Annotated in this window: 30 protein-coding genes; 17 read left to right on the forward strand and 13 right to left on the reverse strand. The window is 68.4% G+C overall.

Annotation, left to right across the window (positions count from 1 at the left end; genetic code table 11):
- Genes EDD27_RS47630 through EDD27_RS47645 form a run of 4 tightly spaced genes read left to right on the forward strand, consistent with a single transcriptional unit; the run spans nucleotide 1 to nucleotide 3,459 of the window.
- Nucleotides 1-912, forward strand: a complete 912-nt coding sequence (locus EDD27_RS47630; RefSeq protein WP_127939303.1) for an ABC transporter permease — start codon at nucleotides 1-3, stop codon at nucleotides 910-912.
- A complete protein-coding gene (locus tag EDD27_RS47635; protein ID WP_127939305.1) occupies nucleotides 909-1,745 on the forward strand; it encodes an ABC transporter permease in 837 nt (278 codons plus the stop codon). Before EDD27_RS47630 ends, EDD27_RS47635 begins: the two co-directional genes overlap by 4 nt.
- Entirely contained in the window at nucleotides 1,745-2,680 is a 936-nt protein-coding gene (locus tag EDD27_RS47640) for an ABC transporter ATP-binding protein (protein WP_127939307.1), read from the forward strand. Before EDD27_RS47635 ends, EDD27_RS47640 begins: the two co-directional genes overlap by 1 nt.
- The gene (locus EDD27_RS47645) at nucleotides 2,680-3,459 is read left to right on the forward strand and encodes an ABC transporter ATP-binding protein (protein WP_127939309.1); all 780 of its coding nucleotides are present in this window, start codon (nucleotides 2,680-2,682) and stop codon (nucleotides 3,457-3,459) included. The genes EDD27_RS47640 and EDD27_RS47645 overlap by 1 nt, the downstream gene beginning before the upstream one ends.
- On the opposite strand, the gene EDD27_RS47650 is transcribed toward EDD27_RS47645, so the two are convergent.
- The gene (locus EDD27_RS47650) at nucleotides 3,456-4,265 is read right to left on the reverse strand and encodes an NAD(P)H-binding protein (RefSeq protein WP_127939311.1); all 810 of its coding nucleotides are present in this window, start codon (nucleotides 4,263-4,265) and stop codon (nucleotides 3,456-3,458) included. The two genes, EDD27_RS47645 and EDD27_RS47650, sit on opposite strands and share 4 nt — an antisense overlap.
- 74 nt (nucleotides 4,266-4,339) lie before the next feature.
- Between EDD27_RS47650 and EDD27_RS47655 the strand changes: the two genes are divergently transcribed.
- The gene (locus EDD27_RS47655; protein ID WP_127939313.1) at nucleotides 4,340-5,275 is read left to right on the forward strand and encodes an AraC family transcriptional regulator; all 936 of its coding nucleotides are present in this window, start codon (nucleotides 4,340-4,342) and stop codon (nucleotides 5,273-5,275) included.
- Complete coding sequence (locus EDD27_RS47660; protein ID WP_241564635.1) at nucleotides 5,272-5,778, forward strand: HAD domain-containing protein; 507 nt, start codon at nucleotides 5,272-5,274, stop codon at nucleotides 5,776-5,778. The genes EDD27_RS47655 and EDD27_RS47660 overlap by 4 nt, the downstream gene beginning before the upstream one ends.
- On the opposite strand, the gene EDD27_RS56110 is transcribed toward EDD27_RS47660, so the two are convergent.
- A complete protein-coding gene (locus tag EDD27_RS56110; protein WP_206641990.1) occupies nucleotides 5,768-6,751 on the reverse strand; it encodes a hypothetical protein in 984 nt (327 codons plus the stop codon). The two genes, EDD27_RS47660 and EDD27_RS56110, sit on opposite strands and share 11 nt — an antisense overlap.
- A gap of 1,042 nt (nucleotides 6,752-7,793) precedes the next feature.
- Between EDD27_RS56110 and EDD27_RS47670 the strand changes: the two genes are divergently transcribed.
- Complete coding sequence (locus EDD27_RS47670) at nucleotides 7,794-7,985, forward strand: PspC domain-containing protein (RefSeq protein ID WP_127939315.1); 192 nt, start codon at nucleotides 7,794-7,796, stop codon at nucleotides 7,983-7,985.
- A gap of 65 nt (nucleotides 7,986-8,050) precedes the next feature.
- On the opposite strand, the gene EDD27_RS47675 is transcribed toward EDD27_RS47670, so the two are convergent.
- Nucleotides 8,051-8,641 carry a hypothetical protein gene (locus EDD27_RS47675; protein WP_127939317.1) on the reverse strand — a complete coding sequence of 197 codons (591 nt, stop codon included), beginning with the start codon at nucleotides 8,639-8,641 and terminating at the stop codon, nucleotides 8,051-8,053.
- A gap of 202 nt (nucleotides 8,642-8,843) precedes the next feature.
- Nucleotides 8,844-8,966, reverse strand: a complete 123-nt coding sequence (locus EDD27_RS58185; protein ID WP_277750814.1) for a hypothetical protein — start codon at nucleotides 8,964-8,966, stop codon at nucleotides 8,844-8,846.
- A 91-nt stretch (nucleotides 8,967-9,057) separates the two neighbouring features.
- Between EDD27_RS58185 and EDD27_RS47680 the strand changes: the two genes are divergently transcribed.
- Nucleotides 9,058-9,927: an alpha/beta fold hydrolase gene (locus EDD27_RS47680; protein ID WP_127939319.1), complete on the forward strand. Its 870-nt coding sequence runs from the start codon at nucleotides 9,058-9,060 to the stop codon at nucleotides 9,925-9,927.
- 154 nt (nucleotides 9,928-10,081) lie between these two features.
- Here EDD27_RS47680 and EDD27_RS47685 read toward each other — a convergent pair whose 3' ends face one another.
- Nucleotides 10,082-10,633 (reverse strand): hypothetical protein, encoded by a 552-nt coding sequence (locus EDD27_RS47685; RefSeq protein WP_127939321.1) that lies wholly within the window; start codon nucleotides 10,631-10,633, stop codon nucleotides 10,082-10,084.
- Nucleotides 10,630-11,181 carry an RNA polymerase sigma factor gene (locus EDD27_RS47690; protein ID WP_241564636.1) on the reverse strand — a complete coding sequence of 184 codons (552 nt, stop codon included), beginning with the start codon at nucleotides 11,179-11,181 and terminating at the stop codon, nucleotides 10,630-10,632. Before EDD27_RS47690 ends, EDD27_RS47685 begins: the two co-directional genes overlap by 4 nt.
- Before the next feature lie 128 nt (nucleotides 11,182-11,309).
- Here EDD27_RS47690 and lipB point away from each other — a divergent pair, with 128 nt between their 5' ends.
- Nucleotides 11,310-11,945, forward strand: coding sequence for a lipoyl(octanoyl) transferase LipB (lipB, locus tag EDD27_RS47695; RefSeq protein ID WP_127939324.1), 636 nt, complete (start codon nucleotides 11,310-11,312; stop codon nucleotides 11,943-11,945).
- Nucleotides 11,946-11,953: 8 nt separating this feature from the next.
- Here lipB and EDD27_RS56115 read toward each other — a convergent pair whose 3' ends face one another.
- The 5 genes from EDD27_RS56115 to EDD27_RS47715 form a co-directional block, all read right to left on the reverse strand.
- On the reverse strand, nucleotides 11,954-12,100 hold the full coding sequence (locus EDD27_RS56115) for a type II toxin-antitoxin system VapC family toxin (protein ID WP_206641992.1): 147 nt from the start codon (nucleotides 12,098-12,100) through the stop codon (nucleotides 11,954-11,956).
- A gap of 22 nt (nucleotides 12,101-12,122) precedes the next feature.
- On the reverse strand, nucleotides 12,123-12,344 hold the full coding sequence (locus tag EDD27_RS56120; protein ID WP_206641995.1) for a type II toxin-antitoxin system VapC family toxin: 222 nt from the start codon (nucleotides 12,342-12,344) through the stop codon (nucleotides 12,123-12,125).
- Nucleotides 12,341-12,568, reverse strand: a complete 228-nt coding sequence (locus EDD27_RS47705; protein ID WP_127939326.1) for a FitA-like ribbon-helix-helix domain-containing protein — start codon at nucleotides 12,566-12,568, stop codon at nucleotides 12,341-12,343. Before EDD27_RS47705 ends, EDD27_RS56120 begins: the two co-directional genes overlap by 4 nt.
- 68 nt (nucleotides 12,569-12,636) lie before the next feature.
- Entirely contained in the window at nucleotides 12,637-14,166 is a 1,530-nt protein-coding gene (locus EDD27_RS47710) for an amino acid permease (protein WP_127939328.1), read from the reverse strand.
- Between the two features lie 143 nt (nucleotides 14,167-14,309).
- The gene (locus EDD27_RS47715) at nucleotides 14,310-14,855 is read right to left on the reverse strand and encodes a type 1 glutamine amidotransferase domain-containing protein (RefSeq protein WP_127939330.1); all 546 of its coding nucleotides are present in this window, start codon (nucleotides 14,853-14,855) and stop codon (nucleotides 14,310-14,312) included.
- Nucleotides 14,856-14,939: 84 nt separating this feature from the next.
- Between EDD27_RS47715 and EDD27_RS47720 the strand changes: the two genes are divergently transcribed.
- The gene (locus tag EDD27_RS47720; protein ID WP_127939332.1) at nucleotides 14,940-15,203 is read left to right on the forward strand and encodes a heavy-metal-associated domain-containing protein; all 264 of its coding nucleotides are present in this window, start codon (nucleotides 14,940-14,942) and stop codon (nucleotides 15,201-15,203) included.
- 645 nt (nucleotides 15,204-15,848) lie between these two features.
- The gene (ltrA, locus tag EDD27_RS47725) at nucleotides 15,849-17,099 is read left to right on the forward strand and encodes a group II intron reverse transcriptase/maturase (protein ID WP_277750825.1); all 1,251 of its coding nucleotides are present in this window, start codon (nucleotides 15,849-15,851) and stop codon (nucleotides 17,097-17,099) included.
- A gap of 184 nt (nucleotides 17,100-17,283) precedes the next feature.
- Here ltrA and EDD27_RS47730 read toward each other — a convergent pair whose 3' ends face one another.
- Entirely contained in the window at nucleotides 17,284-17,640 is a 357-nt protein-coding gene (locus EDD27_RS47730; RefSeq protein WP_206641997.1) for a DUF2809 domain-containing protein, read from the reverse strand.
- Nucleotides 17,641-17,787: 147 nt separating this feature from the next.
- Between EDD27_RS47730 and EDD27_RS47735 the strand changes: the two genes are divergently transcribed.
- Genes EDD27_RS47735 through EDD27_RS47755 form a run of 5 tightly spaced genes read left to right on the forward strand, consistent with a single transcriptional unit; the run spans nucleotide 17,788 to nucleotide 23,501 of the window.
- The gene (locus tag EDD27_RS47735) at nucleotides 17,788-19,602 is read left to right on the forward strand and encodes an ABC transporter substrate-binding protein (protein WP_127939336.1); all 1,815 of its coding nucleotides are present in this window, start codon (nucleotides 17,788-17,790) and stop codon (nucleotides 19,600-19,602) included.
- Nucleotides 19,599-20,654: an ABC transporter permease gene (locus tag EDD27_RS47740; RefSeq protein ID WP_206641998.1), complete on the forward strand. Its 1,056-nt coding sequence runs from the start codon at nucleotides 19,599-19,601 to the stop codon at nucleotides 20,652-20,654. Before EDD27_RS47735 ends, EDD27_RS47740 begins: the two co-directional genes overlap by 4 nt.
- Entirely contained in the window at nucleotides 20,651-21,532 is an 882-nt protein-coding gene (locus EDD27_RS47745; RefSeq protein ID WP_127939338.1) for an ABC transporter permease, read from the forward strand. The genes EDD27_RS47740 and EDD27_RS47745 overlap by 4 nt, the downstream gene beginning before the upstream one ends.
- On the forward strand, nucleotides 21,529-22,494 hold the full coding sequence (locus EDD27_RS47750; RefSeq protein ID WP_127939340.1) for an ABC transporter ATP-binding protein: 966 nt from the start codon (nucleotides 21,529-21,531) through the stop codon (nucleotides 22,492-22,494). Before EDD27_RS47745 ends, EDD27_RS47750 begins: the two co-directional genes overlap by 4 nt.
- Nucleotides 22,491-23,501, forward strand: coding sequence for an ABC transporter ATP-binding protein (locus EDD27_RS47755; RefSeq protein ID WP_127939342.1), 1,011 nt, complete (start codon nucleotides 22,491-22,493; stop codon nucleotides 23,499-23,501). The genes EDD27_RS47750 and EDD27_RS47755 overlap by 4 nt, the downstream gene beginning before the upstream one ends.
- 2 nt (nucleotides 23,502-23,503) lie before the next feature.
- On the opposite strand, the gene EDD27_RS47760 is transcribed toward EDD27_RS47755, so the two are convergent.
- Complete coding sequence (locus EDD27_RS47760; protein ID WP_127939344.1) at nucleotides 23,504-24,070, reverse strand: nucleoside deaminase; 567 nt, start codon at nucleotides 24,068-24,070, stop codon at nucleotides 23,504-23,506.
- Between the two features lie 54 nt (nucleotides 24,071-24,124).
- Between EDD27_RS47760 and EDD27_RS47765 the strand changes: the two genes are divergently transcribed.
- Entirely contained in the window at nucleotides 24,125-25,150 is a 1,026-nt protein-coding gene (locus EDD27_RS47765; RefSeq protein WP_164904122.1) for an antibiotic biosynthesis monooxygenase, read from the forward strand.
- The last annotated feature ends 2 nt before the right edge of the window (nucleotides 25,151-25,152 follow it).

Raw genomic sequence — 25,152 nt, forward strand, 5'->3', positions numbered from 1 at the left:
ATGGTGCGCAAGCTGGCCGGGCTGCTCGCCACGCTGCTCGCCACGTCGTTCGTGATCTTCGGGGCGTCGTACGCGGCCCCCGGGGATCCGGTCACCTTCCTGGCGGGCGGCAAGGAGAACCTCACGCCCGAATACCTGGCCGCGATCCGCGCTCAATACCACCTCGACGACCCGTTCCTGGTGCAATATGGCCGCTGGCTGGGTGACGCGGTGACCGGCGACCTCGGCCGGTCGCTGCAGTACAACGACCAGGTCGCCGACCTGCTGGCGGCCCGGCTGCCGAGCACGCTCGGCCTGGTGGCGTACGCGTCGGTGTTGTTCGTGGTGTTCGGCGTCGCGCTCGGGGTGATGGCGGCCGTGCGCGGCGGGCGTACGGACGCGGCGGTGGTGGCGGGCACGACGTTCGCCACGTCGGTGCCGCCGTTCGTGGTCGCCACCGTGCTGATCTCCCTGTTCGGCGTGCAGCTCGGCTGGTTCCCGGTCATGGGCGGCGGGTCGCTCTGGCACCTGACGCTGCCGGCCGTGACGCTGGCGCTGGGCGCGCTGGCCATCATCAGCCGCGTCACCCGGCAGGCCATGGTGGAGCAGCGCGAGCTCGACCACGTGACCGTGGCCCGCGCCTCCGGCCTGTCCGAGCGGTTGATCGTGGTCAGGCACGTGTTCAGGGGCGCGCTCGGGCCGATCGTGACCATGTGCGGGCTGGTCACGGCCGGGATGCTGGCGGGCACGGTGACCGTGGAGACCGCTTTCGGGCTCAACGGCATCGGCTCGCTGCTGGTCAACGCCATCAACACGCACGACTTCCCGGTGACGCAGGCGGTGCTGCTGCTCATGGTCGCCGCCTACATCGCGGTGACGACATTGGTCGACCTGCTGCAGCCGCTGATCGATCCCCGAGTGAGGCGGACATGACCACACTGGTGCTCTCTCCCCGGGCCACGCGGCCGCTCGGCCACGGGCTCGCCACCGCCTTCCTCGGGCTGGTCGTGGCGGCGGCGGTGCTCGCGCCGCTGGTGGCGCCTTACGAGCCGGACGCGGTCGACCTCGCCGCCACGCTGGCGCCCATGTCGCCCGAGCACCTGCTGGGCGCCGACCAGTCGGGCCGCGACCTGCTGTCCAGGGTCCTCTACGGCGCCCGTACGTCGCTGATCGGCCCGCTGCTGCTGCTGGCCATCGCGTCGGTGCTCGGCGTCGCGCTCGGCACGCTGGCCGCCTGGCACCGCGGCTGGGCGGACGCCGTCGTGTCCCGGGTGACCGACGTCATGTACGCCTTCCCCGGCCTGCTGTTCGTGGTGCTGATCGTGGCCGTCTTCGGCAACGGCATGACCACGGCCGTCATCGCGCTCGGCCTGGCCTACGCGCCGACGATCGCCAAATACACCAGGAGCGTCGCGCTGGGCGAGTGCGCCAAGCCGTACATCGACGCCTACCGCGTCCAGGGCATGGGCGGTCTGGCGATCTGCGTGCGCCATCTGGTGCCCAACATGGCCCGCTCGATCGTCGGCTACCTGGTCGTGCTGTTCGGCGAGGGGCTGATGAGCCTGGCCACGCTGAGCTTCCTCGGCTTCGGCGCGCAGCCGCCGTCGTCCGACTGGGGGCTCATGGTCAAGGAGGGGCAGCCGGCGATCGTGCAGGGCGCGTTCCTGCCGGTGCTGGTGCCGGGCGCGGCCATCGCGCTGGTGGTCGTGTCGTTCAACGTGATCGGCGTACGCCTCGCCGACCGCATGGGCGTGAGGGGGGCGTGATGGTGCTCTCGGTCGAAGGGCTGACGATCGAGGCAGGCGGCCGGCGGCCGATCCTGCGCGAGGTGTCGCTCACCGTCGGCAAGGGCGAGATCGTGGGGCTGGTCGGCGAGTCCGGCTCCGGCAAGTCCACGATCGCCCGCTCGGTGCTGCGGCTGCTGCCTGCTTCGGCCAAGGTCTCCGGACGGGTGCTGGTCTCCGGCGAGGACGTGCTCACCATGGACCCGGCCGCGCTCAGGGACCTGCGGGCCTCCCAGGTGTCGATGATCTACCAGGACCCGCGTTCGTCGCTCAACCCGGTCCGCAGGATCGGCGACTTCCTGACCGAGCGCATGGTGCACACAATGGGCCGGTCGAAGGCCGAGAGCCGCGCGCGGGCGGCCGAGCTGCTGGCGGCGGCCGGCCTGCGCGACCCCGAGCTGCGCATGCGGCAGTACCCGCACGAGTTGTCCGGCGGCATGCTGCAGCGGGTGGTCATCGCCGCCGCGCTGGCCGCCGATCCCGCGTTGCTGCTGGCCGACGAGGCGACGAGCGCGCTCGACGTGACCACGCAGGCCGAGACGCTCGCCCTGCTGCGCCGGGTGCAGGCCGAACGGGAGCTCGGCATGTTGTTCATCACGCACGATCTGCATCTGGCGGCGGCGTTCTGCGACCGGGTGCACGTGTTGTACGCCGGGACCGTCGTCGAGTCGCGGCCGGCCAAGGAGCTCTTCGAGGATCCGCGGCATCCGTACACGGCCGGGCTGCTGGCCTGCACGCCCGAGCTGGGCGACCCCCGCCCGATCCGGCCCATCCCCGGGCGGCCGCCGTCGCTGGACGACGCCTTCGCCGGCTGCCCGTTCGCGCCTCGTTGTCCACACGCTGTGGACGTGTGCACCGAGCGGCGGCCGGAGCCCGTGACCGTATCGGGCGGGTTCGCCGCCTGCTGGGAGATGTGATGCTCGCCGTACACGATCTGTGCAAGTCCTTCCACGGGACCGTGGCGGCCGACCGGGTCTCCTTCGAGCTGCCGTCCGGCGGCTCGCTCGGGCTGGTGGGCGAGTCCGGGTCGGGGAAGACCACGATCGCGCGCATGCTCGTCGGCCTCGTCAGGCCCGACTCCGGCAGGATCGTCGTGGACGGCCGGGAGCGTCCCGCCAAGGAGCGCGGCAAGGAGGCGAGGTTGCGCCGCGCGCGGGAGATCCAGATGGTCTTCCAGGACCCGTACGTCTCGCTCGACCCCCGGCTCACCGCGGCCCAATGCCTGCAGGCCGCGCTCCGGCTGCACGGCAAGGACCGCTCGCGCGCCCTTGACCTGCTGGACCAGGTCGGCCTCGGCGCCCGCGAGGCCGGCGCGCGGCCACATCAGCTCAGCGGGGGCCAGCGCCAGCGGCTCGCCATCGCGCGGGCGCTGGCGGTGGAGCCGTCGGTGCTGGTGCTGGACGAGGCGGTGGCCGCGCTCGACGTGTCGATCCAGGCCCAGATCCTGGAGCTGCTCGTCCAAGTACGCCGCGACTCCGGGGTGGCGCTGCTGTTCGTCAGCCACGACCTGGCGGTGGTGCGGCACCTGTGCGAGGAGACGCTGGTGCTGCATCGGGGGGTGGTGGTCGAGCGGGGGCCGGTGGAGCGGGTGCTGGCGGAGCCGGAGCACCCGTACACGCGGTTGTTGCTGGACTCGGTGCCGCGGCCCGGCTGGGACCCCGCCGACGTGATCAAGGTGTCGACTCGGCCCGGCTAGAGCTTCCACACATGGGCGTTGGCCCTGGCGAAGTCGGTGAAGTCGCGGGCCGGGCGGCCCAGCGCCTGCTGGACACCGTCGCTCACGTTCGCGTTGCGGCCGTCGAGGATCTCGGTGAACATCGCGGACAGGCTCTCCGCCTCCGCCTGGGGCACGCCGTGCGTGACGGCCGCGGCCACGTACTCCTCCGGTGTCACCCGGACGAACGAGATCTTCCTGCCGGTGGCCTGGGACAGTTCCTCGGCGGCGCGCGCGAACGTCAGCAGGCGCGGCCCGGTCAGCTCGTAGAGCTTGCCGACATGGCCGTCCTGGCTGAGCGCCGCCACCGCCACGTCGGCGATGTCGTCGACGTCCACGAACGGCTCGGGCACGTCGGCGGCGGGCAGCGCGACGACGCCCTCGCGTATCGGCTCCAGGAGGAAGTCCTCGCTGAAGTTCTGCATGAACCAGCTACAGCGGACGATCGTCCACTCGGCGCCGGACTCCTGCACGGTCACCTCACTGGCCTGCGCCTCCGGCTCGCCCCGGCCCGACAGCAGGACCAGCCGCCGCACCCCGTTGCGTACCGCGAGGTCGGTGAAGGCCTTGATGTCGTCGTACGCGCCGGGGAAGGCCAGGTCCGGGTAGTAGGCGAGGTAGACGGCCGAGACGCCGTCGAGCGCGGCCGGCCACGTGGAGCGGTCGGCCCAGTCGAAGGGCGGAGCGGAGGAGCGGGACCCGATCCGTACGGGCAGGCCGAGAGCGGTGAGCCGGTCGGCCACGCGGCGGCCGGTCTTGCCCGTGCCGCTGGTTACCAAAGTTGTCATGCGTCTAGTAAGCCGCCGTACGCGGCAGACTCTCCATGGTTGAGAAGCGCAATCCCATATGCGATCGTCTGGCCATGGACCAGCTCGCGGCATTGCTCGACGGCCCACGTGCCCGTGGCGCCTTCCTGCTCCGCGTGATTCTCGATTCACCCTGGGCGCTGCGTATCCAGGACCAGGCGCCGCTGGCGGCCACCGCGGTGGTGCGCGGGCAGGCGTGGGTGGTGCCCGACAATGGCGAGCCGGTACGCGTCGGGCCGGGCGAGGTCGTGATCAACAGGGGGCCGGAGCCGTACACGCTGGCGGACGATCCCGGCACCAAACCGCAGATCGTGATCCACCCAGGCGAGCACTGCACCACGCTCGACGGCGAGTCGCTCGCGCAGGCGATGGACCTGGGGGTGCGGACGTGGGGGGACAACCCCGACGGCGACACCGTGATGCTGACCGGCGCCTACACCATGGAAGGCGAGGTCAGCAGGCGACTGCTGGAGGCGCTGCCCCCGGTGATCGTCCAGCCCGGCGGGCCGATCGCCGCGCTGCTCGGCGCCGAGATCGTCAAGGACGAGCCCGGACAGGAGGCGGTCCTGGACCGGCTGCTCGACCTGCTGCTCATCGCGGTGCTGCGGTCGTGGTTCGCCACCCATGAGGCGCCGGCCTGGTACCGCGCCATGAGCGACCCGGTGGTCGGCAAGGCCATGCGGATGTTGCACAACAACCCCGCCCACCCGTGGACGGTCGCCGCCCTGGCCGCCGAGGTCGGCGTGTCGAGGGCGTCGCTGGCCCGGCGCTTCACCGAACTGGTCGGCGAGCCGCCGATGTCCTTCCTCACCGACTGGCGCCTCGCCCTGGCCGCCGACCTGCTGCGCGAGCCCGACGCCACGATCGGGTCCGTCGCCAGGAAGGTCGGGTACGGCAGCCCGTTCGCGCTCAGCGCGGCCTTCAAGCGCGTACGGGGGATCAGCCCTCAGGAGTACCGCGAGCGCGACGCCACGTCCGGAGCCGCCACGTGAAACCTCTGCTGCTGCTCGACGTGGACGGGGTGCTCAACCCCATGGGCCGGCCCACCCCCGACTTCCGCCGCTACCGGTGCACGATCGACGGCGAGCTCTACACCGTCCACCTCAACCCCAGGCACGGCCGCCGCCTCCTCGACCTGGCGCTGGCCACCGGGGCGGAGCTGGTCTGGGCCACCACCTGGGAGCACCACGCCAACGACTGGATCGCTCCCAGGATCGGGCTGCCCTCGCTGCCCGTCATCCCCATGACGCCGGACTTCCCGCGGTCCCCGCCGAGCGAGTACGGCGAGCTGTTCAAGACGCCGCACGTGGCGGCGTACGCCGGACGCCGCCCGTTCGTCTGGTTCGACGACCAGGTGTGGGCGGAGGACGAGGAGTATCTCAGGGTGCATCAGGGTCTGGATGATTTCCTCCTCGTCCACGTCGACCCCGCACACGGACTGACCAGCCGCCATCTGGGCATGGCACAAGAATGGCTGACCGTTCCTAAGGACTGAGCGGGAGTAATGGCTGGTGCCACGACTCCTGCCCGGCCGAACGCTCCGAACGGTGTTGAGCGTTCTGGTCGCCCGTGTTCTCGCCGCATCCGGGCGGCACGCATCGTGTGCGTGGTCCGGAAATGCGGGGACGGGGTCCCTCACCCCCAGGAACGTACGATCCGGCCTGGGCGGTCCGATGCCCCGTACGATCGCTCCGGTCGTGCGGGGGCGGTGCCGTCCGTCGCCGGATCGCATGCCCCTGGGCGCGTCTGCCGATCGCCACCGCCGCCGCGTCGTGGCGAGTCGTCGACTGATTCTTCTTGTTCTTACTGTTCTTGCCGTTCTTGCGGGTGAGTGGGGCCTGCCAATGCTGCGCGCCCCACCTGCTCGTGTACGCCGGATCCACCGCGACGATCGCGATACCGGCCGCGCTCGCCATCGAGACCAGACGGGCGCGCAGCCTAGCGGTGGGCAGGCCGGAGATCAGTTGCCGGAACCGTTTGCGGCGACCATGCTTCTCCCGCGTCTTTTCCGCCGCGAAATCCAGATCCTCGATCGCGATTGCGGCCGCCCCACACGTCTTGGCCCAGAACAGCAGCCGCGACAGGGCGTGGCGGACTTGGGCGTCGCGGTGTTCGGCCGTGCCGGACAGGTCGTAGCCGAAGTGGCGGGGGCGGCCGATCGGGTTGCCGTGGATGTCCAGGCGCCAGGCCGCCAGGTGGTCAGCGTTGGTGTCCACGGCAATCAGCCCGTGGGCGAGGGCGGCTTGCAACGGGACGGCTGGGGCGGGCAGGGTCTGCCAGGAGGCGGTCAGGTACCAGCGGCCGCGGTCGGTATCCAGGTGGATGCGGTAGGCCACAGCCCGGTTGGCCTCGATACGGTCGGCCCACTCGCTGCGCCGGTGCGCGAACCGGACCCGGGCGGACAGTACATACCGGCCGTGCGGGGCGTTGGCCAGGTGCGCCAGCGGGGCGGGCAGCTTGAGTGACACCTGGCCGTCGGGGTGACGCGGATGGTCTCGTTGCCGTACCGCTTGCCGGACTCGCCGTCGGCGGCCAGGAACCACCGCTTGGCTTCCCACCGCGCCCGCCATCCGGCCTCGTCCAACCCCGCGGCCTCGAGATAGTGCCGGTTTCTGGCTAGCCGTTTGCCGCCGCGCACGATGTGTACCCGCCCGTTCTTCCAGTCGGCCCGGGCGGCGGCCAGCCGATCGATCAGCACACGCAGGCGGCGGGACTTGGCGAACCACTCCTTACGCGAGCGGTACCCAGCCGGAGCGTCCTTGCTGCCCTTCTGACGCACCGGCGCGGACAGACGACGGGTGATCGTGGCGATCCCAGCCTCGAGGTTGTGGATGTAGGCGAGTTGGCTGCGCCGCGCCAGCGCCCACTGATCATGCGAGGCCTTGGTGATCGCTCCGGCCCAGCGCGCCGACGAGAGCTCAGTCAGTTCCCGCTTACGGGCTGCCCACCGGTCCGCGTCGTGCGCCAAGGCGTCACTGCAGCGCACCGCAAGGTCCTGCGAGGCCAGCGAGCCGAGATGCGCCCCCACCAGCCGGAGCACCGTCTCCTCCTGACCGGTCAGTCCTTTGAGCCGGTCACGAACCGCTACCCCGGGGGAAGCGGCCGCGACGTACGGTGGCGCGATTGTACGCAGCTCAGCCATGCTGGACGCTCTCCAGCGTGATATGGGCACAGCTCGTCGCCGGGCAGCAGACGCGCAAGGAGGCCACTACTGGCCGACCGGGAGCACACCGGTGTATCTGCATGACCTCCACCGATCTCTCAATACTTTACTCAGCGTGGTCGTAAGACTACAGATATTTGGCTTTCTTGGATAGAACATTTGAGCGATCGGGTTCGATGGGCTGACCCGCGCTTGCCCGTCCCTTAGGTCGGTCATCAATTCCTACGAGCTCGACGCACTTGTGCTGCCGTTGTCGACCCTTAAGGGTTTTCTCAGGGCTCTTAGCGGGAGTCATGCGACCTGGCTGTCCGTTTCCTAGGTAGGTCGTCATTCACGGAGGGATCAATATGTACCGCTCACGAGAGCACAGGATCATAGCGGGGGTCTGCGGGGGCCTCGCCGACAAGCTGGGCTGGTCGCCCACGCTCGTCCGTATCCTCTGGCTGCTCCTGTCCCTCATCCCGGGGCCGCTGTGGGTCGTCTACGTCATCATGTGGATCCTCATTCCCGAGGAGCCGAAGGGCTACCGGACGGCGTAGGCCCGCGGTCCCCAAGGTCGCTCACCCGTCGCCTGACCGAGAGGTCGGCCGGCGGGTGGTTCGCCCTAGATCCGGCCGTACTCGCGGAGGACCGTCAGCCGCTCGACGATCTGGTGGCCCTTGCCATCCAGTTCGGCCTGTCGCCATGCCATCTCGTCGCTATCGGCCCAGCTCCAGGTCAGCGGCCAGGCGCCGTCGGCCGGCAGGCCGTTGATCCAGTAGTCGAGGTTGGCGTCGATCGCTGTTCGGTCAATCACGCCGGCCAGCGTCGACCGTGGCGATGGAGCCACGTCCAGCGGCTGGAGCACATACCTCGGCCAGGCCGCGGGATCCACGTTGACCACTCGGTGCACGCCGGCGGCGAGTACCCCGGCCACCCGGGCACGCACCTGCTCCGGCAGGCGGCGGGCGGCGCCCAGCATGACGGCGCACCGGAACGCGTTCAGGTCGTCGGCGGCCGCCTCCAGCCGCTCCAGGACCGTGCTCGTGAGCTGAGCCGGCAGGTCCGCCGGCACGAGTTCGGCGTAGTCGTGGAGCACGCCGAGCAGGTCGGCGGTCGGGTTGATCCGGCTACTGTCGAAGGTCTGATCGATGCCGGCGTAGGTCCACCACGTCGCGTGCGGCGCGTCCTCGACCTCCGCGGCACGATGCTCCACACCGAACGCTCGCTGTCATAGGTCTTGAGCAGGTATTCGATGCCCTGCCGCTCCACCGGTTCGGTGGCGGGCGCGCCCACCTCGCGCAACACCGCGAACGCGACCGAGGTCGCGATCGCCGATGAGGCGGGCGTGCGCAGGTCCGGCTCCAGGCCGTGCCCGAACCCGCCGTCCGGGTTCTGGAATCGTGCCAGTTCGGCCATCACCTCGCCGGCCGAGCCGACTCGAACCAGTGCCGGAACCTGGCCCGGTCCAGCGCCCGCCCGTGGCGGAACAGGAAACTCCGCGCACGCGCGAACGCTTCCTGACTCAGCATCATCACCATGGCGCCGACGCTAACCCACCCCTGCGTGATGCCGATGAGTTTCACTGTTCCCGGCGGTCTCTATTACGAGCATGGAGAAAGGAGCGACCACATGACAACCGAACCCAAGACCCGCACCCTAGAGGTCCCCGGCGCCACTCTCGCCTACGACGTACGGGAGTCCGCGGCGAGCGCCGCGCCGATCCTGCTGATGATCGGATCGCCGATGGACGCCAGCGGGTTCACCAGCCTGGCCGAACACTTCCAGGATCGTACGGTGGTGACCTATGACCCGCGAGGGATCGGGCGGAGCAAGCGGACCGACGGCGCCGCCGAGTCGACGCCCGAGCTGCACGGCGACGACCTGCACCGGCTGATCGACGCGCTCGGCGGCGGGCCGGTGGACATCTTCGCCAGCAGCGGGGGCGCGGTCAACGGGCTGGCGCTGGTGGCCCGGCATCCGGAGCAGGTCCGCACGCTCGTGGCGCACGAGCCCCCGGCCGCCCAGGAATTGCCGGACCGGGAGCAGGCGCTGGCCGCGGTGGTGGACATCCGCCAGACGTACGAGCGGGACGGTTTCGGACCCGCGATGGCGAAGTTCATCGCGGTCACCAGCCTGCGCGGCGAGATCCCGGCTGATTTCGCCGATCTGCCCGTTCCGAACCCGGCCGACCTCGGGATGCCGACGGAAGACGACGGCTCCCGTGACGACCCGCTGTTCGGGCAGAACATCATGACGTGTACGCACTACCGCCACGATTTCGAGGCGCTGCGCGCTGCGCAGACCCGCATCGTCGTCGGCGTCGGAGCCGAATCGGAGGGCGAAATGGCCTACCGCGGGGGCGTGGCGGTCGCCGAACGGCTCGGCACGAAGCCGGTGACCTTCCCCAGCCACCACGGCGGCTTCCTCGGCGGCGAGTTCGGCTATAAGGGCGACCCGGACGCCTTCGCCGTCACGCTCCGCCAGGTCCTGTCCGAGTAGGGCGGATTCTGATCCCCGGGCAGGCGCCCCCGCTGCCCGCGCTCCCGAACGGGCCGCGCAGCGGGGTGCTGCGCGGCCGGTCAACGTCCGGTGGCCGCTGATGGTCAGTTGCCGGCGGGCGGTTGCCCCTCGGAGCCGCCGACGTCGTTCCAGGTCAGGCGTCGACGACGACGCATGGCCCGACCCGACCGGTGATCAAGGATGCCGTGAGCGACCACAGCGTTTTCTGCTTCTTCGTCTCGGCGGTCTCCTGAGAGGTCCCGGCGAACGCCATCACCAACGTCTGGTCCTCTCCGATGCGCCGGGGATCGATGTCCAGCCCGCCGTCGCGCATGCGGGCGGCCGCGTTGGAGTCCGGCCCCAGGGCCACCTGGCCGGTGGTCTTGCCTCTGGGCGGCTTGCAGTCCTTGCCGGCCGGGAGGTAGCTGATGTCGGCCCTGACGCCTTGCTTCGCCAGGTCCTGTTCCAGCTGGTCGGCGTCCTCGAACTCGTTGATCTCCACTCTGACCGTGCCGTCGGCGTTCTTGCTCACGGCGTAGGCAGGCGACTCCGTGCCCGTCAGCGACGGGACCGCGAACGCCGCCGCGGCGGCCAGCGCTGCCACCGCGCCCCCGGCGTACAGTCGGCGGGCGATGCGGTGGCGCCGTTCGGCGCGGGCCGTGATCTCGGCTTTCAGATCCATCAGCAGGTGCTCCTCGAATCTCATCCTGGTGCTCCATCCATGACGAAGGGCAGGTTCCGCAGCGTCCGGCGGGCGCGGTGCAGCCGTACCTTGGCGGCCCCTTGCCGGATGCCGAGGGCCTGCGCCGCTTCCGTGACCGTGAGCTGGTCGATGACGACCAGCTCGAGCACGGCGCGTTCGCCCTCGGGCAGCTCGGCCATGGCCTCGAAGGCCCGCCTGGCTTGCTGCTCCGCGTCGATGCGCTCTTCGAGCCTGGCGACGTCGTCGGTGTCCAGCGGGCGGCGCCCGCTCACCCGATCCGTCAGCTGGTGCTGCTTGTACGCCCGGCGCCGCTCGGCCGAGATCGTCTTGCGGGCCACTCCGTAGAGCCACGCGATCTCGGTGCCCAGTTCGGCCCGGTAGGTGTGGGCCGAGTCGAGCACCGCTACGAACACCTCGGCCACCAGATCCGCGACGGTGTGCGGATCGTCGACGCGACGGGCGAGGAAACGGGTGACCGCATCGACGTGCCGTCGGTAGAAGGCCTCGAAGGCCACAGGATCTGTGGCGATCTTCGCCTGTTTGCGACGCACCGGCCGTGCTCCCTTCGTCGATTCACATCCCTGCTTGGTGAGAACTGGAGAAAGGGTTACAAGCTTGGACCATTGTGGTGTTGAGCTGGGCATGCGCTGCTGTCCTAGATGCGCCTTATCCTCGAAGCATGAGGGCAAGGCCGCTGACACTCATTCAGGACGATCTCGTCGACTACGACACGGCGATGGAGCGCATGACCGACCTCGTCGGGCACCGCCAGCGGGACGAGCGGCCGGACACGCTCTGGCTGCTCAGCCATCCGTCCGTCTACACCATCGGCCGCCGCACGCCGCTCACCCACCTGCCCGACCCCACGCGCGGCATCCCGGTGGTCGAGACGGGCCGTGGCGGGCAGCTCACCTACCACGGGCCGGGCCAGCTCGTCGGCTACCTGATCGTCAAGCTGGATGAGGACCAGGGCATCGTCGACTACGTGCGCGAGGTGGAGCTGCGGCTGGTGGAGGCGCTGGGCAAGCTGGGCTTGCCGGCCGAGCGGCGCGACACCCCGCCGGGGTCCGAGCTGCTCACCGGCGTCTGGACCGTGGAAACCGGCCGGAAGATCATCTCGATCGGGATGCGGCAGAGCCGGGGCGTGACCAGCCACGGATTCGCGCTCAACGTGGACGGCGACCTGACGCCCTGGAACTGGGCGATCGCCTGCGGGATGCCGGACGTGGACATGACCTCGCTCAAGCGCGAGCTTGGCACGGCTTCCATGGACGAGGTCCGCACGGCCGTGGCCGCCGCCTTCGAAGCGTCCTGACGGCCGGGTCAGCTGCGCGGAAACACCTGCACGTCAGCGTTGTGCGCGCTTCCAGCCAGCTTGCCGTCACAGGTGAAGAGGGGAGCTTCCAACGCCTCGGCCAGTGCGAGGTAGGAGGCGTTGTAGGCGGTGTAGTTGTACCGCAGCTCCCACACTCGATCCGCGATCCCCTTGATCTCATAACGGGAGATTCTCAGGGCCAGATAGTCGGCTCGTGCCCTGCTCGGCCGCGGCGGAGGTCAGCTTGCCGCCCAACGCGAGCCCTCGCAGGGTGGACAAGACCTCCACATCGAGCAGGTGTGGGGCGTGGACACTTGCCTGAAGGGCGTCGAGGAGCTCTAGCGGCGCCTCGCGGCCGACCAGTGCCTCGACCATTGCCGAGGAATCGATGACGATCACCGCCTGCCCTCTGCGACAGCCTCGAGAATGTCAGCCGTCGACGGCCCCTGAGAGCGATCTTGCGTCTTCAGCCGCTTGACTATCTCCGCGTTGGTCGGACGGGCGGCGATATCGGCTAGCTCTCTGGCAACGTAAGCCGACAGGGACATGCCGGCTTCGGCGGCGCGCTCCTTCAACGACTCGGCGACCGGCTCGGGGACATCCCGAATGTAGAGGGTTGCCATGTCCAGGATGCTAGCAAGTTGCAAGCAGGTGGGTACGGCCTGCGTCAGCCGTACCCACCCGCAAGCCGTCAGGGTGCCGGGACCTCGTCGACCGTGCGGCGAGGACCTGTGAACCAGTGCTTGGCCGACAACGACCACCACAGGGCGATGCCGATCAGCACGAGCCCCACCGCGATCGGCGCGTAGTTGACCGACGTCCACGTGAAGTCCGGGTTGCCCGGTACGCCGGCCGGCGAGAACGGCATGATGAAGTAGATCGAGACGATCACGATCTCGACGCAGGCGATCCAGCACAGGACCCGATATCTCTTGCCAAGGGTCCACGGGCCGGGCTCGAACTTGTCGCCCATGCGCAGGCGCAACCAGATCGGGATCAGGAACGCCAGGTAGAGCCCGATGACCGCGATCGACACGACGGCGTAGAACGCGACCGGCGTGGTGAGGCCGGGAGGGGCGTACAGGGCGGGCAGCGTGATCAGCGCGGCCACCACGCAGCCCCCGAGGATCGCGTTGACGGGGGTGCGGTTACGGTCCACCTTGGACCACAGCCGCCAGCCGGGCACCGCGCCGTCGCGCGAGAACGCGTACGTCATCCGCGACATCGACGTCACGCAGCTCATCCCGCAGAAGAACTGCCCGATGGTGGAGATCGCGAAGATCGCGGTGGCCAGCGGGGACGACAGTGCGGTCTCGAAGATGGCGCCGACGAAGCCGCCCTGTTTGTTGAGCTCGTCGACGTTCGTGGCGGCGAACAGGAACGCCAGCAGCAGGATCCAGCCGCCGATGGCCGAGTAGAAGATCGACTGCCACAGGCCGCGAGCCGCGCTCTTGGCGGCGCCCTGCGTCTCCTCTGACACGTGGGCGCAGGCGTCGAAGCCGGTGATCGTGTACTGGGTGAGCAGGAAGCCGAGCGGCAGCACGTACAGCCAGAAGGTGAAGCCGTTGGAGCCGTCGCCGAAGCCGGAGTTGTTGTTGGTGCCGAAGAAGACGAAGTCGGCCGTCTGGTGCTGGCTGGGCGCGAAGATCAGGATGGCGACGACGATCGCGGCGCCCACCACGTGCCACCAGACCGAGACGTTCTGCAGCACCGAGATCAGCCTGTGGCTGTAGATGTTGATCAGGGCGTGCAGCGCCAAGATGATCACGAACAGCAGGAACGCTTGAGGCAGCGTGGCTTCCCACGCGCCGCCGGTCAGCCGGTTGAGGGTGATGTTGAGGAACGTCGCGCAGCCGTAGTCGACCGACGCGGTGACGGCGATGAGGCCGATCAGGTTGAGCCAGCCGGTGAACCAGCCGTGGATCGGCTTGCCCATCTTGGCGGCCCACCAGTAGATGCCGCCGGCGGTCGGGTATGCCGACACCAGCTCCGACATGCAGAAGCCGATGATAAGGATGAACAACGAGATCAGCGGCCAGCCCCAGGAGATGGCGATGGGGCCGCCGTTGTTCCAGGCCTGTCCGAACGTCGTGAAGCAGCCGGCGAGGATCGAGATGATGGAGAAGGAGATGGCGAAGTTTGAGAATCCGCTCCAGGTTCGGGCCAGCTCTTGTTTGTAGCCGAGCTCGGCAAGTCGCCTGGAATCCTCGTCAATGGTCATGAGGTCTCCCTGGGGGCGCGGAGGACGCTCCAATTGGACTACATCTAGACCATTTCCTTTCCGGTGACAAGGCGTTACAGGCGAGTTTCGATGGGGTCAGGGCAGAAAGAAGCCCGCGGTCCCGGAGGGCCGCGGGCGGCAGGTCACTCGCCGAACGCGTCGGTCGCGGCCTGACAGAAGGCCTTGAGATCGTCCGGCTTGCGGCTGGTGACCAGCGTGTTCGGGCCGGCCGTGCACACGATGACCTCCTGGTCCTCCCAGGTCGCGCCGGCGTTGCGCAGGTCGGTCCGGAGGCTGGGCCAGGACGTGAGCGTACGTCCGCGTACCACGTCGGCCTCGATCAAGGTCCACGGCGCGTGGCAGATGGCCGCCACGGGTTTGCCCGCGTCGAAGAAGGCGCGGACGAACTGCACGGCCTGCGGCACCGTACGCAGGCGGTCGGGGTTGGCGACACCACCCGGGAGTACGAGGCCGTCGAACGCGGTGGCCTCGGCGCTGTCCACCGTGTCGTCCACGGCGAACGTGTCCGCCTTGTCCAGGTGGTGGAACGCCTGGACCTGACCCCGGTGGGTGGAGACGAGCCGCGGCGTCCCGCCCGCCTGCTTGACGGCCTTCCATGGTTCGGTGAGCTCCACCTGCTCCACTCCCTCGGGAGCGACCAGGAACGCGATGGTCTTGCCGTTCAGCATGTGAACTCCTCCCACGTGTTTTCATCCACCTATCCGCCGGGGTCAGATGTATGCGTCTTTACCCCCTAGGGGTATAGTGGCGACATGACTGTTACGACATACCAGGTTGAGGGCATGACCTGCGGCCACTGCGTCAGCTCGGTGACCGCCGAGGTCGGCAAGGTGGCCGGGGTGAGCGAGGTCCAGGTGGACCTGGCGTCCGGAGCCGTGACGGTGACGAGCGCGGCGCCGCTCGACCGCGCGCTGGTCGAGGAGGCCGTGACCGAGGCCGGCTACGAGCTGGCCGGCAAGGTCGAGCTGCTGCCGCAGGCCGGCGGCTCGTGCTGCGGCTCCGGTGGTTGCCACTGACCTGTTCGTCAACGCCCGCCACGCCGTCCAGCCGGTGTGGCGGGCTTCGTCATGTACGCCCGGCATGGGCGATTGCTTGGGGGTGAAAGTCCCCTGGAGGAAGAGGTAGTGCTAACTCCGAGCCGGAGGCAACTGCGTCGTCGTGAGGCGAGGTGGGGAGGAAGCCCGAGGCGAAACCCTGCACCGAGGAACGCGAACCGCGTATGAGGCATGCCAGCTGGGGTGAGCCTGCATGCTACGGCGAAGCCCGTCACTGCCAAGACGGCTGGTGTGTAAACGCGGCGGTTGCAGGGGGAAAGTGATCGTTCTTATCCGGGGAGGTCTGTCCGGGTGTCGGTTGTGCTGTCGTTGTCGCCGCGCCGACGGTGGTCATCGTGAGGTGGGCACTGACCGGGCAGAAGTCAGCAGAGGTCGTAGTACCGGTGAGGGGAACGGACAATCAGCCGGGAAGGACCGAACGTCAGGTAGAGCGGGTGAGGGTGAGGTGCTCGTGCCGGTCGCGGTGATCGCAGCCATCTCGCGTGTGCGGGCCCGTGGTGGGAGGGGCCGGTGCATCCGGTGAGTACCACGACGGAGCGTAGCGGCAGGTCGGCGCCCTTACCGGAGTCCGTGATCCCGGGCCTGGGGGTCTCGTTGTGGGAGCAGATGCTTTCGCCGGGGAATCTGGGCCGGGCGTTGAGGCGTGTGGAGGCCAACCGGGGCGCGCCTGGCGTGGACGGAATGAGCACGGAAGAACTTCGTCCGTGGATCCGCGAGCACTGGGCGAGCGTGCGGGAGGCGTTGGATGCGGGCACGTATCGGCCGTTGCCGGTCCGCCGGGTGGTGATCCCCAAACCCGGGGGCGGTCAGCGGATGCTGGGAGTGCCCACTGTGCTGGACAGGTTGATCCAGCAGGCGATTGCGCAAGTGCTCGTGCCGATCTTCGACCCGTTCTTTTCCGGTTCCAGCTTCGGGTTTCGCCCTGGCAAGTCCGCCCATCAGGCGGTGCGGGTCGCGCGGCGATGTGTGGAGGATGGGCTGCGATGGGTGGTAGATGTCGATCTTGAACGGTTCTTTGACCGGGTCCAGTTCGACGTGCTGATGGCACGGGTGGCGCGCAAGGTCGACGACCGCAAGATCCTCAAACTCATCCGGGCGTATCTGGAGGCCGGAGTGATGGTCGATGGGATCGTCCAGGCCACGGTGGAGGGGACTCCTCAGGGTTCCCCGCTGTCGCCGATCTTGTCGAACATCATGCTGGATGATCTGGACCGGGAGTTGTGGAAACGCGGTCACCGGTTCGTCCGCTTCGCTGATGACATCCGTGTCTTCGTGCGCAGCAGACGGGCCGCGCACCGGGTGCTCGACTCGGTGACCACGATGATCGAGCAGCGGTTGAAACTCAAGGTCAACACCGAGAAGTCCTCGGTCCGGCACGCTCGCGAGGCGACGTTGCTGGGGTTCGGGTTCTTCTTCACTCGGTCCGGGGTCAAGATCCGGGTCGATCCAAAGGCGGTCAGCCGCCTGAAGGACCGCATCCGGGAGTTGACCAGTCGCAGGTGGAGCGTGTCGATGCCCTGCAGGATCGGCAAGCTCAACGCCTATGTCACCGGGTGGATGGCCTACTTCCATCTGGCCGACACCCCCAGGGTGTTCAAGGATCTGGATGAGTGGTTTCGCCGTCGGATGCGGCAGATCCGCTGGAAAGAATGGAAGAAGCCCAAGACCCGACGCCGCAACCTGCGCAAGCTCGGCATCCCTGACCACAAGGCCAGGGAATGGGCATCGAGCGGCAAGGGCTACTGGCGCATCGCGGGCTCACCCATCCTGGCGCGGGCACTGCCCAACATCCACTGGACCGACCTTGGCCTGAAGGGTCTCTATCCGACCTGGCACAGGCTCAAAACCACGGCCTGACGAACCGCCGGATGCGGGCCCGCATGTCCGGTGGTGTGAGAGGGGACGGGTCAACCCCGTCCCCTACTCGATTCGCCCAGGTGATCGAGCAGGGTGCGGCTGATGTCCTCGAGGTGACGTAGCTGCGAGATGCGGCTCGGCTTGGACCGATCCATTTGGCCAGAGGCCCGCACCGCCCCCGTGGTCAGGGGTGCGCGGGTGGCCGCCTGAGCCAGAGGGCGTGGGCGGCGAAGGCGGCACCCGCTCCCGCGGCGTACCAGAACAAGTCGGGCGGGTTGAAGGTGCTGCCGAGCACCGGGCGAAGGACGGAAGGGATCTCCGTGAGCTGGGCGAACTCGATGGCCCAGCTCACCGCCGCGGCCACCAGCGCGGCCGCCCACGGGCGGATTCCCGGCCGGATCAGCACGATGAGAGCGTAGATCAGCACGGTGTAAAGGGCGTCGCCCGCGTATTTGGGCACCGGGCCGTCCCACAACAGCCGCACCCCCAGCCCGGCCGCGATCGTCAGGGCGGCGGCGAGGGCGACGGGCAGGCGAGGCACGCAGCTCACGGTAGTCCCAAAGGGGCTGAAAATTTACACCGCCGAAGGATACGAAGATGAAACAATTTTCCGCCACGCGTTGACACGCGGTCTTCGTATGGTGTGCCTTTCTCTACACAGGAATCCCCGCCTGAAGGTGAGGCACTTATGAGGAAATGGCTCGCGCGCCTGGCAGCGCTGGGCGTGGCGCTTTTAGTAGCAGGTCAGGGCACCACCGCCGCCCTTGCCCAGGATCCGTCGGCGGGGAAGAAGACCATGCGCGTCGGCGCGACGCAGGCCATGGACTCGATGAACCCGTTCCTGGCGGTCCGCCTGGTCTCGACGTCGATCCACCGCTGGATGTACGGCTTCCTCACCGTCCCCGACTCCAAGACCCTCCAGCCCAGCCCCGACCTGGCCGAATCGTGGACCACGTCCGAGGACGGGCTCACCTGGACGTTCAAGATCCGCGCCGCCAAATGGTCGGACGGCAAGCCGATCACGGCTGAGGACGCGGCCTGGACGTTCAACAAGATGATGACGGACGAGGCCGCCAAGACCGCCAACGGCCCGGCGGTGGAGAACTTCGAGAGCGTCACGGCCAGCGGCCAGGACCTGACCATCAAGCTCAAGGCCCCGCAGGCGTCCATGCTGGAGAACCCGGTCCCGATCATGCCCAAGCATGTCTGGGAGTCGGTCACCGACATGGCCAACTACGACGCCGAGAAGTACCCGAGCGTGAGCAGCGGCCCGTACTTCGCGATCGAGCACAAGAAGGACCAGTACGTCAAGCTGCAGGCCAACCCGAACTACTGGCGCGGCAAGCCCAAGATCGACGAGCTGCAGGTCATCTTCTACGACAATCCGCAGGCCGCCATCGCCGGCCTGAAGAACGGTGACATCGACCTGATCGGCCGCCTGCAGCCGCCCGAGTTCCAGGCCATCCAGAACGACCCGAACATCGAGGCGTGGAACACCCAGGGCCGGCGCGCGTCCTACCTGCAGATCAACCACGGCGCCACCACGACCGACGACAAGCCCGTCGGCGACGGCCACCCTGCGCTGAAGGACGTCAAGGTCCGCCAGGCGCTGCACTACGCCATCGACAAGCAGAAGCTGGTCGACGAGGTTCAGAACGGCCTGGCCAAGCCCGCTGACGGCTCGATCGTGCCGCCCATGTACACGGACTTCTTCTGGGAGGCCACCGGCGACACCAAGGTCACCTACGACCCCGCCAAGGCCAACAAGATCCTCGACGACGCCGGCTACAAGAAGGGCGCCGACGGCGTCCGTACGATGCCCGACGGGGGCCGCAAGCTGGAGTTCCGCTTCAGCATCCACACCGACACCCCGATCGAGGACAAGCTCGCCGAATACCTGACCGGCTTCTTCAAGGAGATCGGCATCACGCTGACCACCAAGAAGCTCGACTCCAGCAAGTTCAGCGAGGAGACCGGCGTCACCGGCCTGTTCGACATCGCGATCAGCGGCTGGTCGGTCAACCCCGACCCCGAGGAGGTCATGGCCACGCACCTGTGCAGCCGCAGGCCGGCCCCGGGCGGCGAGGGCGGCGGCACCGAGTCGTTCTTCTGCGACGAGACGTTCGAGAAGCTCTACCAGGAGCAGCTGAAGGAGCTCGACCGGCCCAAGCGCGCCGAGATCCTCAAGCAGATGCAGGAGCGGCTCTACACGCAGGCGCCGATCATCGCCATCTACTACCCGAACGACCTCGAGGGCTACCGCAAGGACCGGATCACCAGCATCACCCCGATCCCGGAGGCCAAGGGCCTGCTGTACGGCGGCAGCGGCTACTGGCCGTTCTACACCGTGGACGTCAAGGCCACGGCGACGGGCGGCGGCGCGAGCGGCGGCGGCTCCAACACCGGCCTCATCGTCGGTGTCGTCGGCGGCGTGGTGGTCGTGGGCCTGGCGGCCTTCCTCCTGACCAGGCGGCGCAAGAGCACCGCCGACGAACGCGAATGACGACTCCTCTCGAAGCAGCAGAGCCCGTCGCCGCCCAGGCGGCGGGCCCTGGTGACGACCGCCCCACTGGCCGCGGCACGCTGCAGTACGCGTTGTCGAAGGCCGGTGGGGCGTTGTTCAGCATCGCCATGGTGATCATCGGCACGTTCTTCGTGTTCCGCCTCCTGCCCGGCGACCCGGTACGCAACCTCGCGCAGGGCCGCAACATGACCCCTGCGCAGCTCGACCTGGAACGCCGCCGGCTCGGCCTCGACAAGCCGCTCGTCGACCAGTTCTTCGACTTCGTGGGCGACACGCTCAGGCTCGACCTCGGCACCTCCTACGAGTACAAGCGGCCAGTGCTCGACCTGATCGGCGAGCGCATCGGCCCGACGCTGCTGCTGACCGGCACAGGCTTGATCATCGCGGTCAGCCTCGGCATCTGGCAGGGCACCCGGGCCGGGTGGCGGTTCGGCAGCAGATTCGACCGCTTCTCCACGGGAGCGTCTCTGGTTCTGTGGTCGGTGCCCACGTTCTGGCTGGGACTGCTGCTCATGATGGTGTTCGGTGTCGGCATCGGGCCGATCCCGGGCCTGTTCCCCTTCCGAGGGATCGAGAGCGTGGACGCGCCCGACGGCTTCGCCTACATCCTGGACGTGGCGTCCCACATGGTGCTGCCGTGCCTGACGCTCGTGGCCGTGGTTTACGCGCAGTACCTCCTGGTCATGCGCTCGTCGCTGTTGGAGGAGGTCAGCCAGGACTACGTCACCGTGGCCCGGGCCAAAGGGCTGCGCGACGACGAGGTGCGCCGGCGGCACGCGGTGCCGAACGCGCTGCTGCCCACGGTGACGCTGGTCTTCATGCGAATCGGCTTCGTAGTCGGCGGCGCGGTGACCGTGGAAACCATCTACACCTGGCCGGGCCTGGGTCAGCTGTTCTACGAGGCGGTCAGGGTGCCTGACTTCACGCTCATGCAAGGCACGTTCCTACTGATCACCGTGGCGGTGGTCGTCATGAACACGCTGGCCGACGTGGTGTACCACGTGCTCGACCCGAGGGTGAGGTCGGCATGACGAGTCTCGCCGCTACCCGCAGACGGCTCGCGCTGAGCCGCTTCTGGGCCGACTTCCGAAGCCGCCGAACTGGAGTGGCCGGTCTGGTCATCCTCCTCGTCGCCGTGGTGCTCACCCTCATCGCGCCACTGTTCATCGACGAGAACGTGACCAGCGTCGTCGACGCCACCGGCGAGAAGTTCGCCCCGCCGAGCCTCGAGGACCCTTTCGGCACCGACGAATCGAGGCGCTCGATCCTGCTGATGGTGTGGTGGGGCTCGCGCACGTCGCTGCTCATCGGTTTCCTCGCCGCGCTGCTCAGCGTCGTGATCGGGTTGGTCGTCGGCGTCGCCGCCGGACACTTCCGCGGCTGGCTCGGCGGCGTGCTCATGCGGATCACCGACTGGTTCCTGGTGCTGCCGTCACTGGTCACCGCGCTGGTACTGGCGGCCATCCTGGGCGGCAGCACCTTCACGATCATCATGGCGATCGGGATCACGACGTGGCCGGCGACGGCTCGCCTTATCCGAGCGCAGACCCTGGCCGTGGAGGCCAGGCCCTACATCGAGCGTTCAAAGGCGCTCGGCGCCGGGCACTGGCACATCACGACCAGGCACGTGCTTCCCAACGTGGCGCCGCTTCTGCTGGCCAGCACCACGCTCGAGGTCGCCAGCGCGATCGTGACAGAGTCCACGCTGGCCTTCCTCGGCGCCAGTGCGAACAAGACCTCATGGGGCACCATGCTGCGGCATTCCTACGACTTCGGCGCGGCCAACAATGGCGCGTGGTGGTACATCACCATCCCTGGCCTGGCCATCCTCGCCGTCGTCATGGCGTTCACTCTGGTCGGCCGCGCCCTGGAGGCCGTGTTGAACCCTCGTCTCAGGAGGGCCGCATGAGCTTGCTTGAACTCGACGATTTGTCGGTGACCTACCGCATCGCCTCGGGCGAGGTGCCCGCGGTGCGCGGCGTGTCACTGACGCTCGACTCCGGAGCGGCACTCGGAGTCGCCGGCGAGTCGGGATCCGGCAAATCCACGCTGGCCATGGCGCTGCTCAGGCTCCTGCCCCGGGACGCGCGCGTCGGCGGCCGGATCCTGCTCGACGGCGAGGACGTCCTCGCCATGAACTGGGGCCGCATGCGGGCGGTGCGCTGGGCGGAGGCGTCGATCGTGTTCCAGGGCGCCCAGCACGGGCTCAACCCGGTACGCAAGATCGGCGACCAGATCGCCGAGCCGCTGCTCGTGCACGGCCTGGCCAAGCCGGACGCCGCCCGCAAGCGCGTCACCGAGCTGCTCGAACAGGTCGGCCTGCCGGCCTGGCGGGCCCGCAGCTTCCCGCACGAGTTGTCGGGCGGGCAGCGGCAACGCGTGATGATCGCGATGGCGCTGGCCTGCTCGCCCCGGCTGATCATCGCCGACGAGCCCACCACCGCGCTCGACGTGATGGTCCAGGCACAGGTCCTCACGTTGATCAAGGAGCTGGTGGCCCAGCACGACATCTCCCTGATCATGATCTCGCACGACCTGTCGGTGCTCGCCGACGTGTGCGACCAGCTCGCGGTCATGTACGCCGGCCGCGTCGTCGAACACGGCCCGTCGCACGAGGTCTTCCACGACGCCAAACACCCCTACAGCCGGGCGCTGGCGGCGGCGTTCCCGACGGTCGGCGATCCCGCGTCGCGCCTGGCTCCCAAGGGGCTCGGCGGTGACCCGCCCGACCCGATGCAGCTGCCGACCGGCTGCTCGTTCCACCCGCGCTGCCCGGTCGCGCTGGAGGAGTGCGCGACCATGGACGTGGAGCTCTGGGCGGCCGGCAAGGGCCGCACCGCGGCCTGCGTGCACGTACAGGAGGCCCCATGACCGAGACGCAGACCGCTACCGAGGCGGTCTCGACGACGCGGCCGACCTTGCTGGAGGCCCGTGACCTGCACGTGGAGTTCACCGCGCGCGGCCGCCGCGCCCGCGCCGTGGACGGCGTGAACCTGGCGATCGGCGAGGGCGAGATCGTGGCGCTGGTCGGCGAGTCCGGCTGCGGCAAGACCACGCTGGCCCGCACCCTGCTCGGCCTCGAACGTCCCACCTCCGGCGAGGTCCGCTACGGCGGCGCCGCGCTGGACTACTCCTCCAAGGCGCTCAAGGCCTACCGCAGGCAGGTGCAGCTCGTCCTGCAGGACCCGACGGGCTCGCTCAACCCCCGGCACACGGTGTACGAGGCCGTCGCCGAGGGCCCGCGCATCCACGCCCTGCAGGACGAGCGGGAGGTCGTGGCCACGGCCCTGTCCAGGGCGGGGTTGCGGCCGCCTGACCGGTTCTTCCTGCGCTACCCGCACGAGCTGTCCGGCGGGCAGCGGCAGCGCGTGGTGATCGCGGGCGCGCTGGCGCTGAACCCTAAGGTGTTGGTCGCCGACGAGCCGGTGGCCTCGCTCGACGCCTCCGTACGCGGCGAGATCCTGGCTCTGCTGCTCAAGCTGCGGGAGGAACTGGGGTTGTCGGCACTGGTCGTCACCCACGACCTGGGGCTGGCGTGGAACATCGCGGACCGGGTGGCCGTGATGTACCTGGGCAGGATCGTCGAGTCCGGGCCTGTCGAGCAGGTGCTGACCGCGCCGCGGCACCCGTACACCCAGGCGCTGATGTCGGTGTTGCCCGAGTCCCCTGAGCGGGTGGTGCTGACCGGTGAGCCGCCGGACCCGACGCGGATCCCGGGCGGGTGCCGCTTCCACGCCCGCTGCCAGGTGCTCGCCTCCGGCCGGGCGGCCGAGGCCGGGGTGGACGCCCAGTGCCGTGCGGAGCCGCTGGCCATCCTGCCCCCGGTGTCCGAGGCGCAGGCGGCCTGCTATTACGCGGACGCGGTCGGCGAGGCCTGATTTCAGTAGGGGTGATGGTCGGGCTTGTTCGCCCAAGCCGCGTACGCTTGGGCGCCGAGCTCCGGATGGACTTGATCCACCTCGATCTTGCGCTGGTCGAGAGGCTTCGTGAAGTCTTCGTACTGGAAGGCGTCGTCGAAACCGATCTTCCTGGTCGCCTCCAGGTCCGCGCTGAAGTGCACGGCGTCGATCCTTGACCAGTAAATGGCGCTCATGCACATCGGGCACGGATAGCCGCTCGTGTAGAGCGAACAGCCCATGAGCATCCTGGCCCGCTCCGGCAGCGGGTCGGGCGAGCCCGGGGGACGTGGCACGAGCTCGAGCGTCGACTCGTTCTGGTGTTCCTCCGGGACGGAGGGCGCCTGCGGATTCAGGACCTGAATGGCCTTGCGGATCGCTTCGACTTCGCCGTGCGCGGTCGGATCGCCGGTGAGAAGAACGCGATTCTGGCCGCGGGCCAGAATTTCACCGTCCTTGACGATGACCGCGCCGAACGGGCCGCCCCATCCATGAGTCACCGATTCGGTGGCCAGCCGTACGGCTTCGGCCATGAAATCCTTGGGTGTCATTTGATGACCTCCAGCAGGTAAAATGCGACTGAAATCTTGGCCTGATCAACCGTAATGGTCGATTCGTTTGCCGCATTTCTTCCCCGGGCTCTCTGGACTACACTTGCCCAGGTGAAGTCCTATGTGCGCGGCGGACCCGGAGGCGGCGCCGCCACCGTGGTGATCTCCTTGAAAGTCCGCGAAGACCGCGAGGCGGACTATCGGCGATGGCAGCAGAAAATCAATGACACCGTGCGCTCATATCCCGGTTTCGAGGGTTCGGATGTTTATCCGCCAATCTCTGGTGAGCAGCATGCCTGGGTGGTCGTGTTCCGCTTCTCGAGCACCGGCGAATTGACCGGATGGCTCGACTCTGAAACGCGCAGAAGACTGCTCGACGAGGTTGGCCCGCTGTTGGAGGAACCGCCGGGACTGGAGGTCCTGGCCGGGGAACCGCCGGCCCGGGAGGCGGTCACGGCAGTGATCTCCCACAAGGTGCGGCCGGGCCGTGAGCGTGATTTCCAGCGCTGGCAGGACAAGGTTCGCAAGGCGCAGGAGAAGTTCCCCGGATTCCTGGGGTTCGAAGCGTTCGAGCCCGTGCCGGGTGTCCAGGAGAACTGGGTCGTCATGTTCCGCTACGACACCCGGGAGCACCTCGACGACTGGCTCGAGTCCGACACCCGCGGGAAACTCCTGGACGAGGGGCGCGACTACTTCGCCGACTTCGACGTGCGTACGGTCAAGTCGGCGTTCAGCGGCTGGTTCCGGTTCAACGGCGAGACGGCGCAAGAACCCCCGCCCAACTGGAAACAGGCCATGTCCGTGGTGCTGAGCCTCTATCCCACGGTGATGATCCTGAATTTGACGGTAGGCCGCGCGTTCGAGGCGATGCGCCTGCCTGGATACTTCGCCATGTTCATCAGCAACGTCTTCAGCGTCTCCATCCTCACGTGGCTGATGATGCCGCTCGTCAACAGAGTCTTCGCGTCCTGGCTGTCGCCCAGCGGGGGCGGCTCGGCCTTCACGAACATCGCGGGCGCGTTGGTGATGGTGGTGTGCATGGCGCTGTGCATCGCCGTCTTCGGCCTGATCACCGGCTAGAC

This window comes from Nonomuraea polychroma, assembly GCF_004011505.1.
In the GTDB taxonomy this organism is placed as follows: Bacteria; Actinomycetota; Actinomycetes; order Streptosporangiales; family Streptosporangiaceae; genus Nonomuraea; species Nonomuraea polychroma.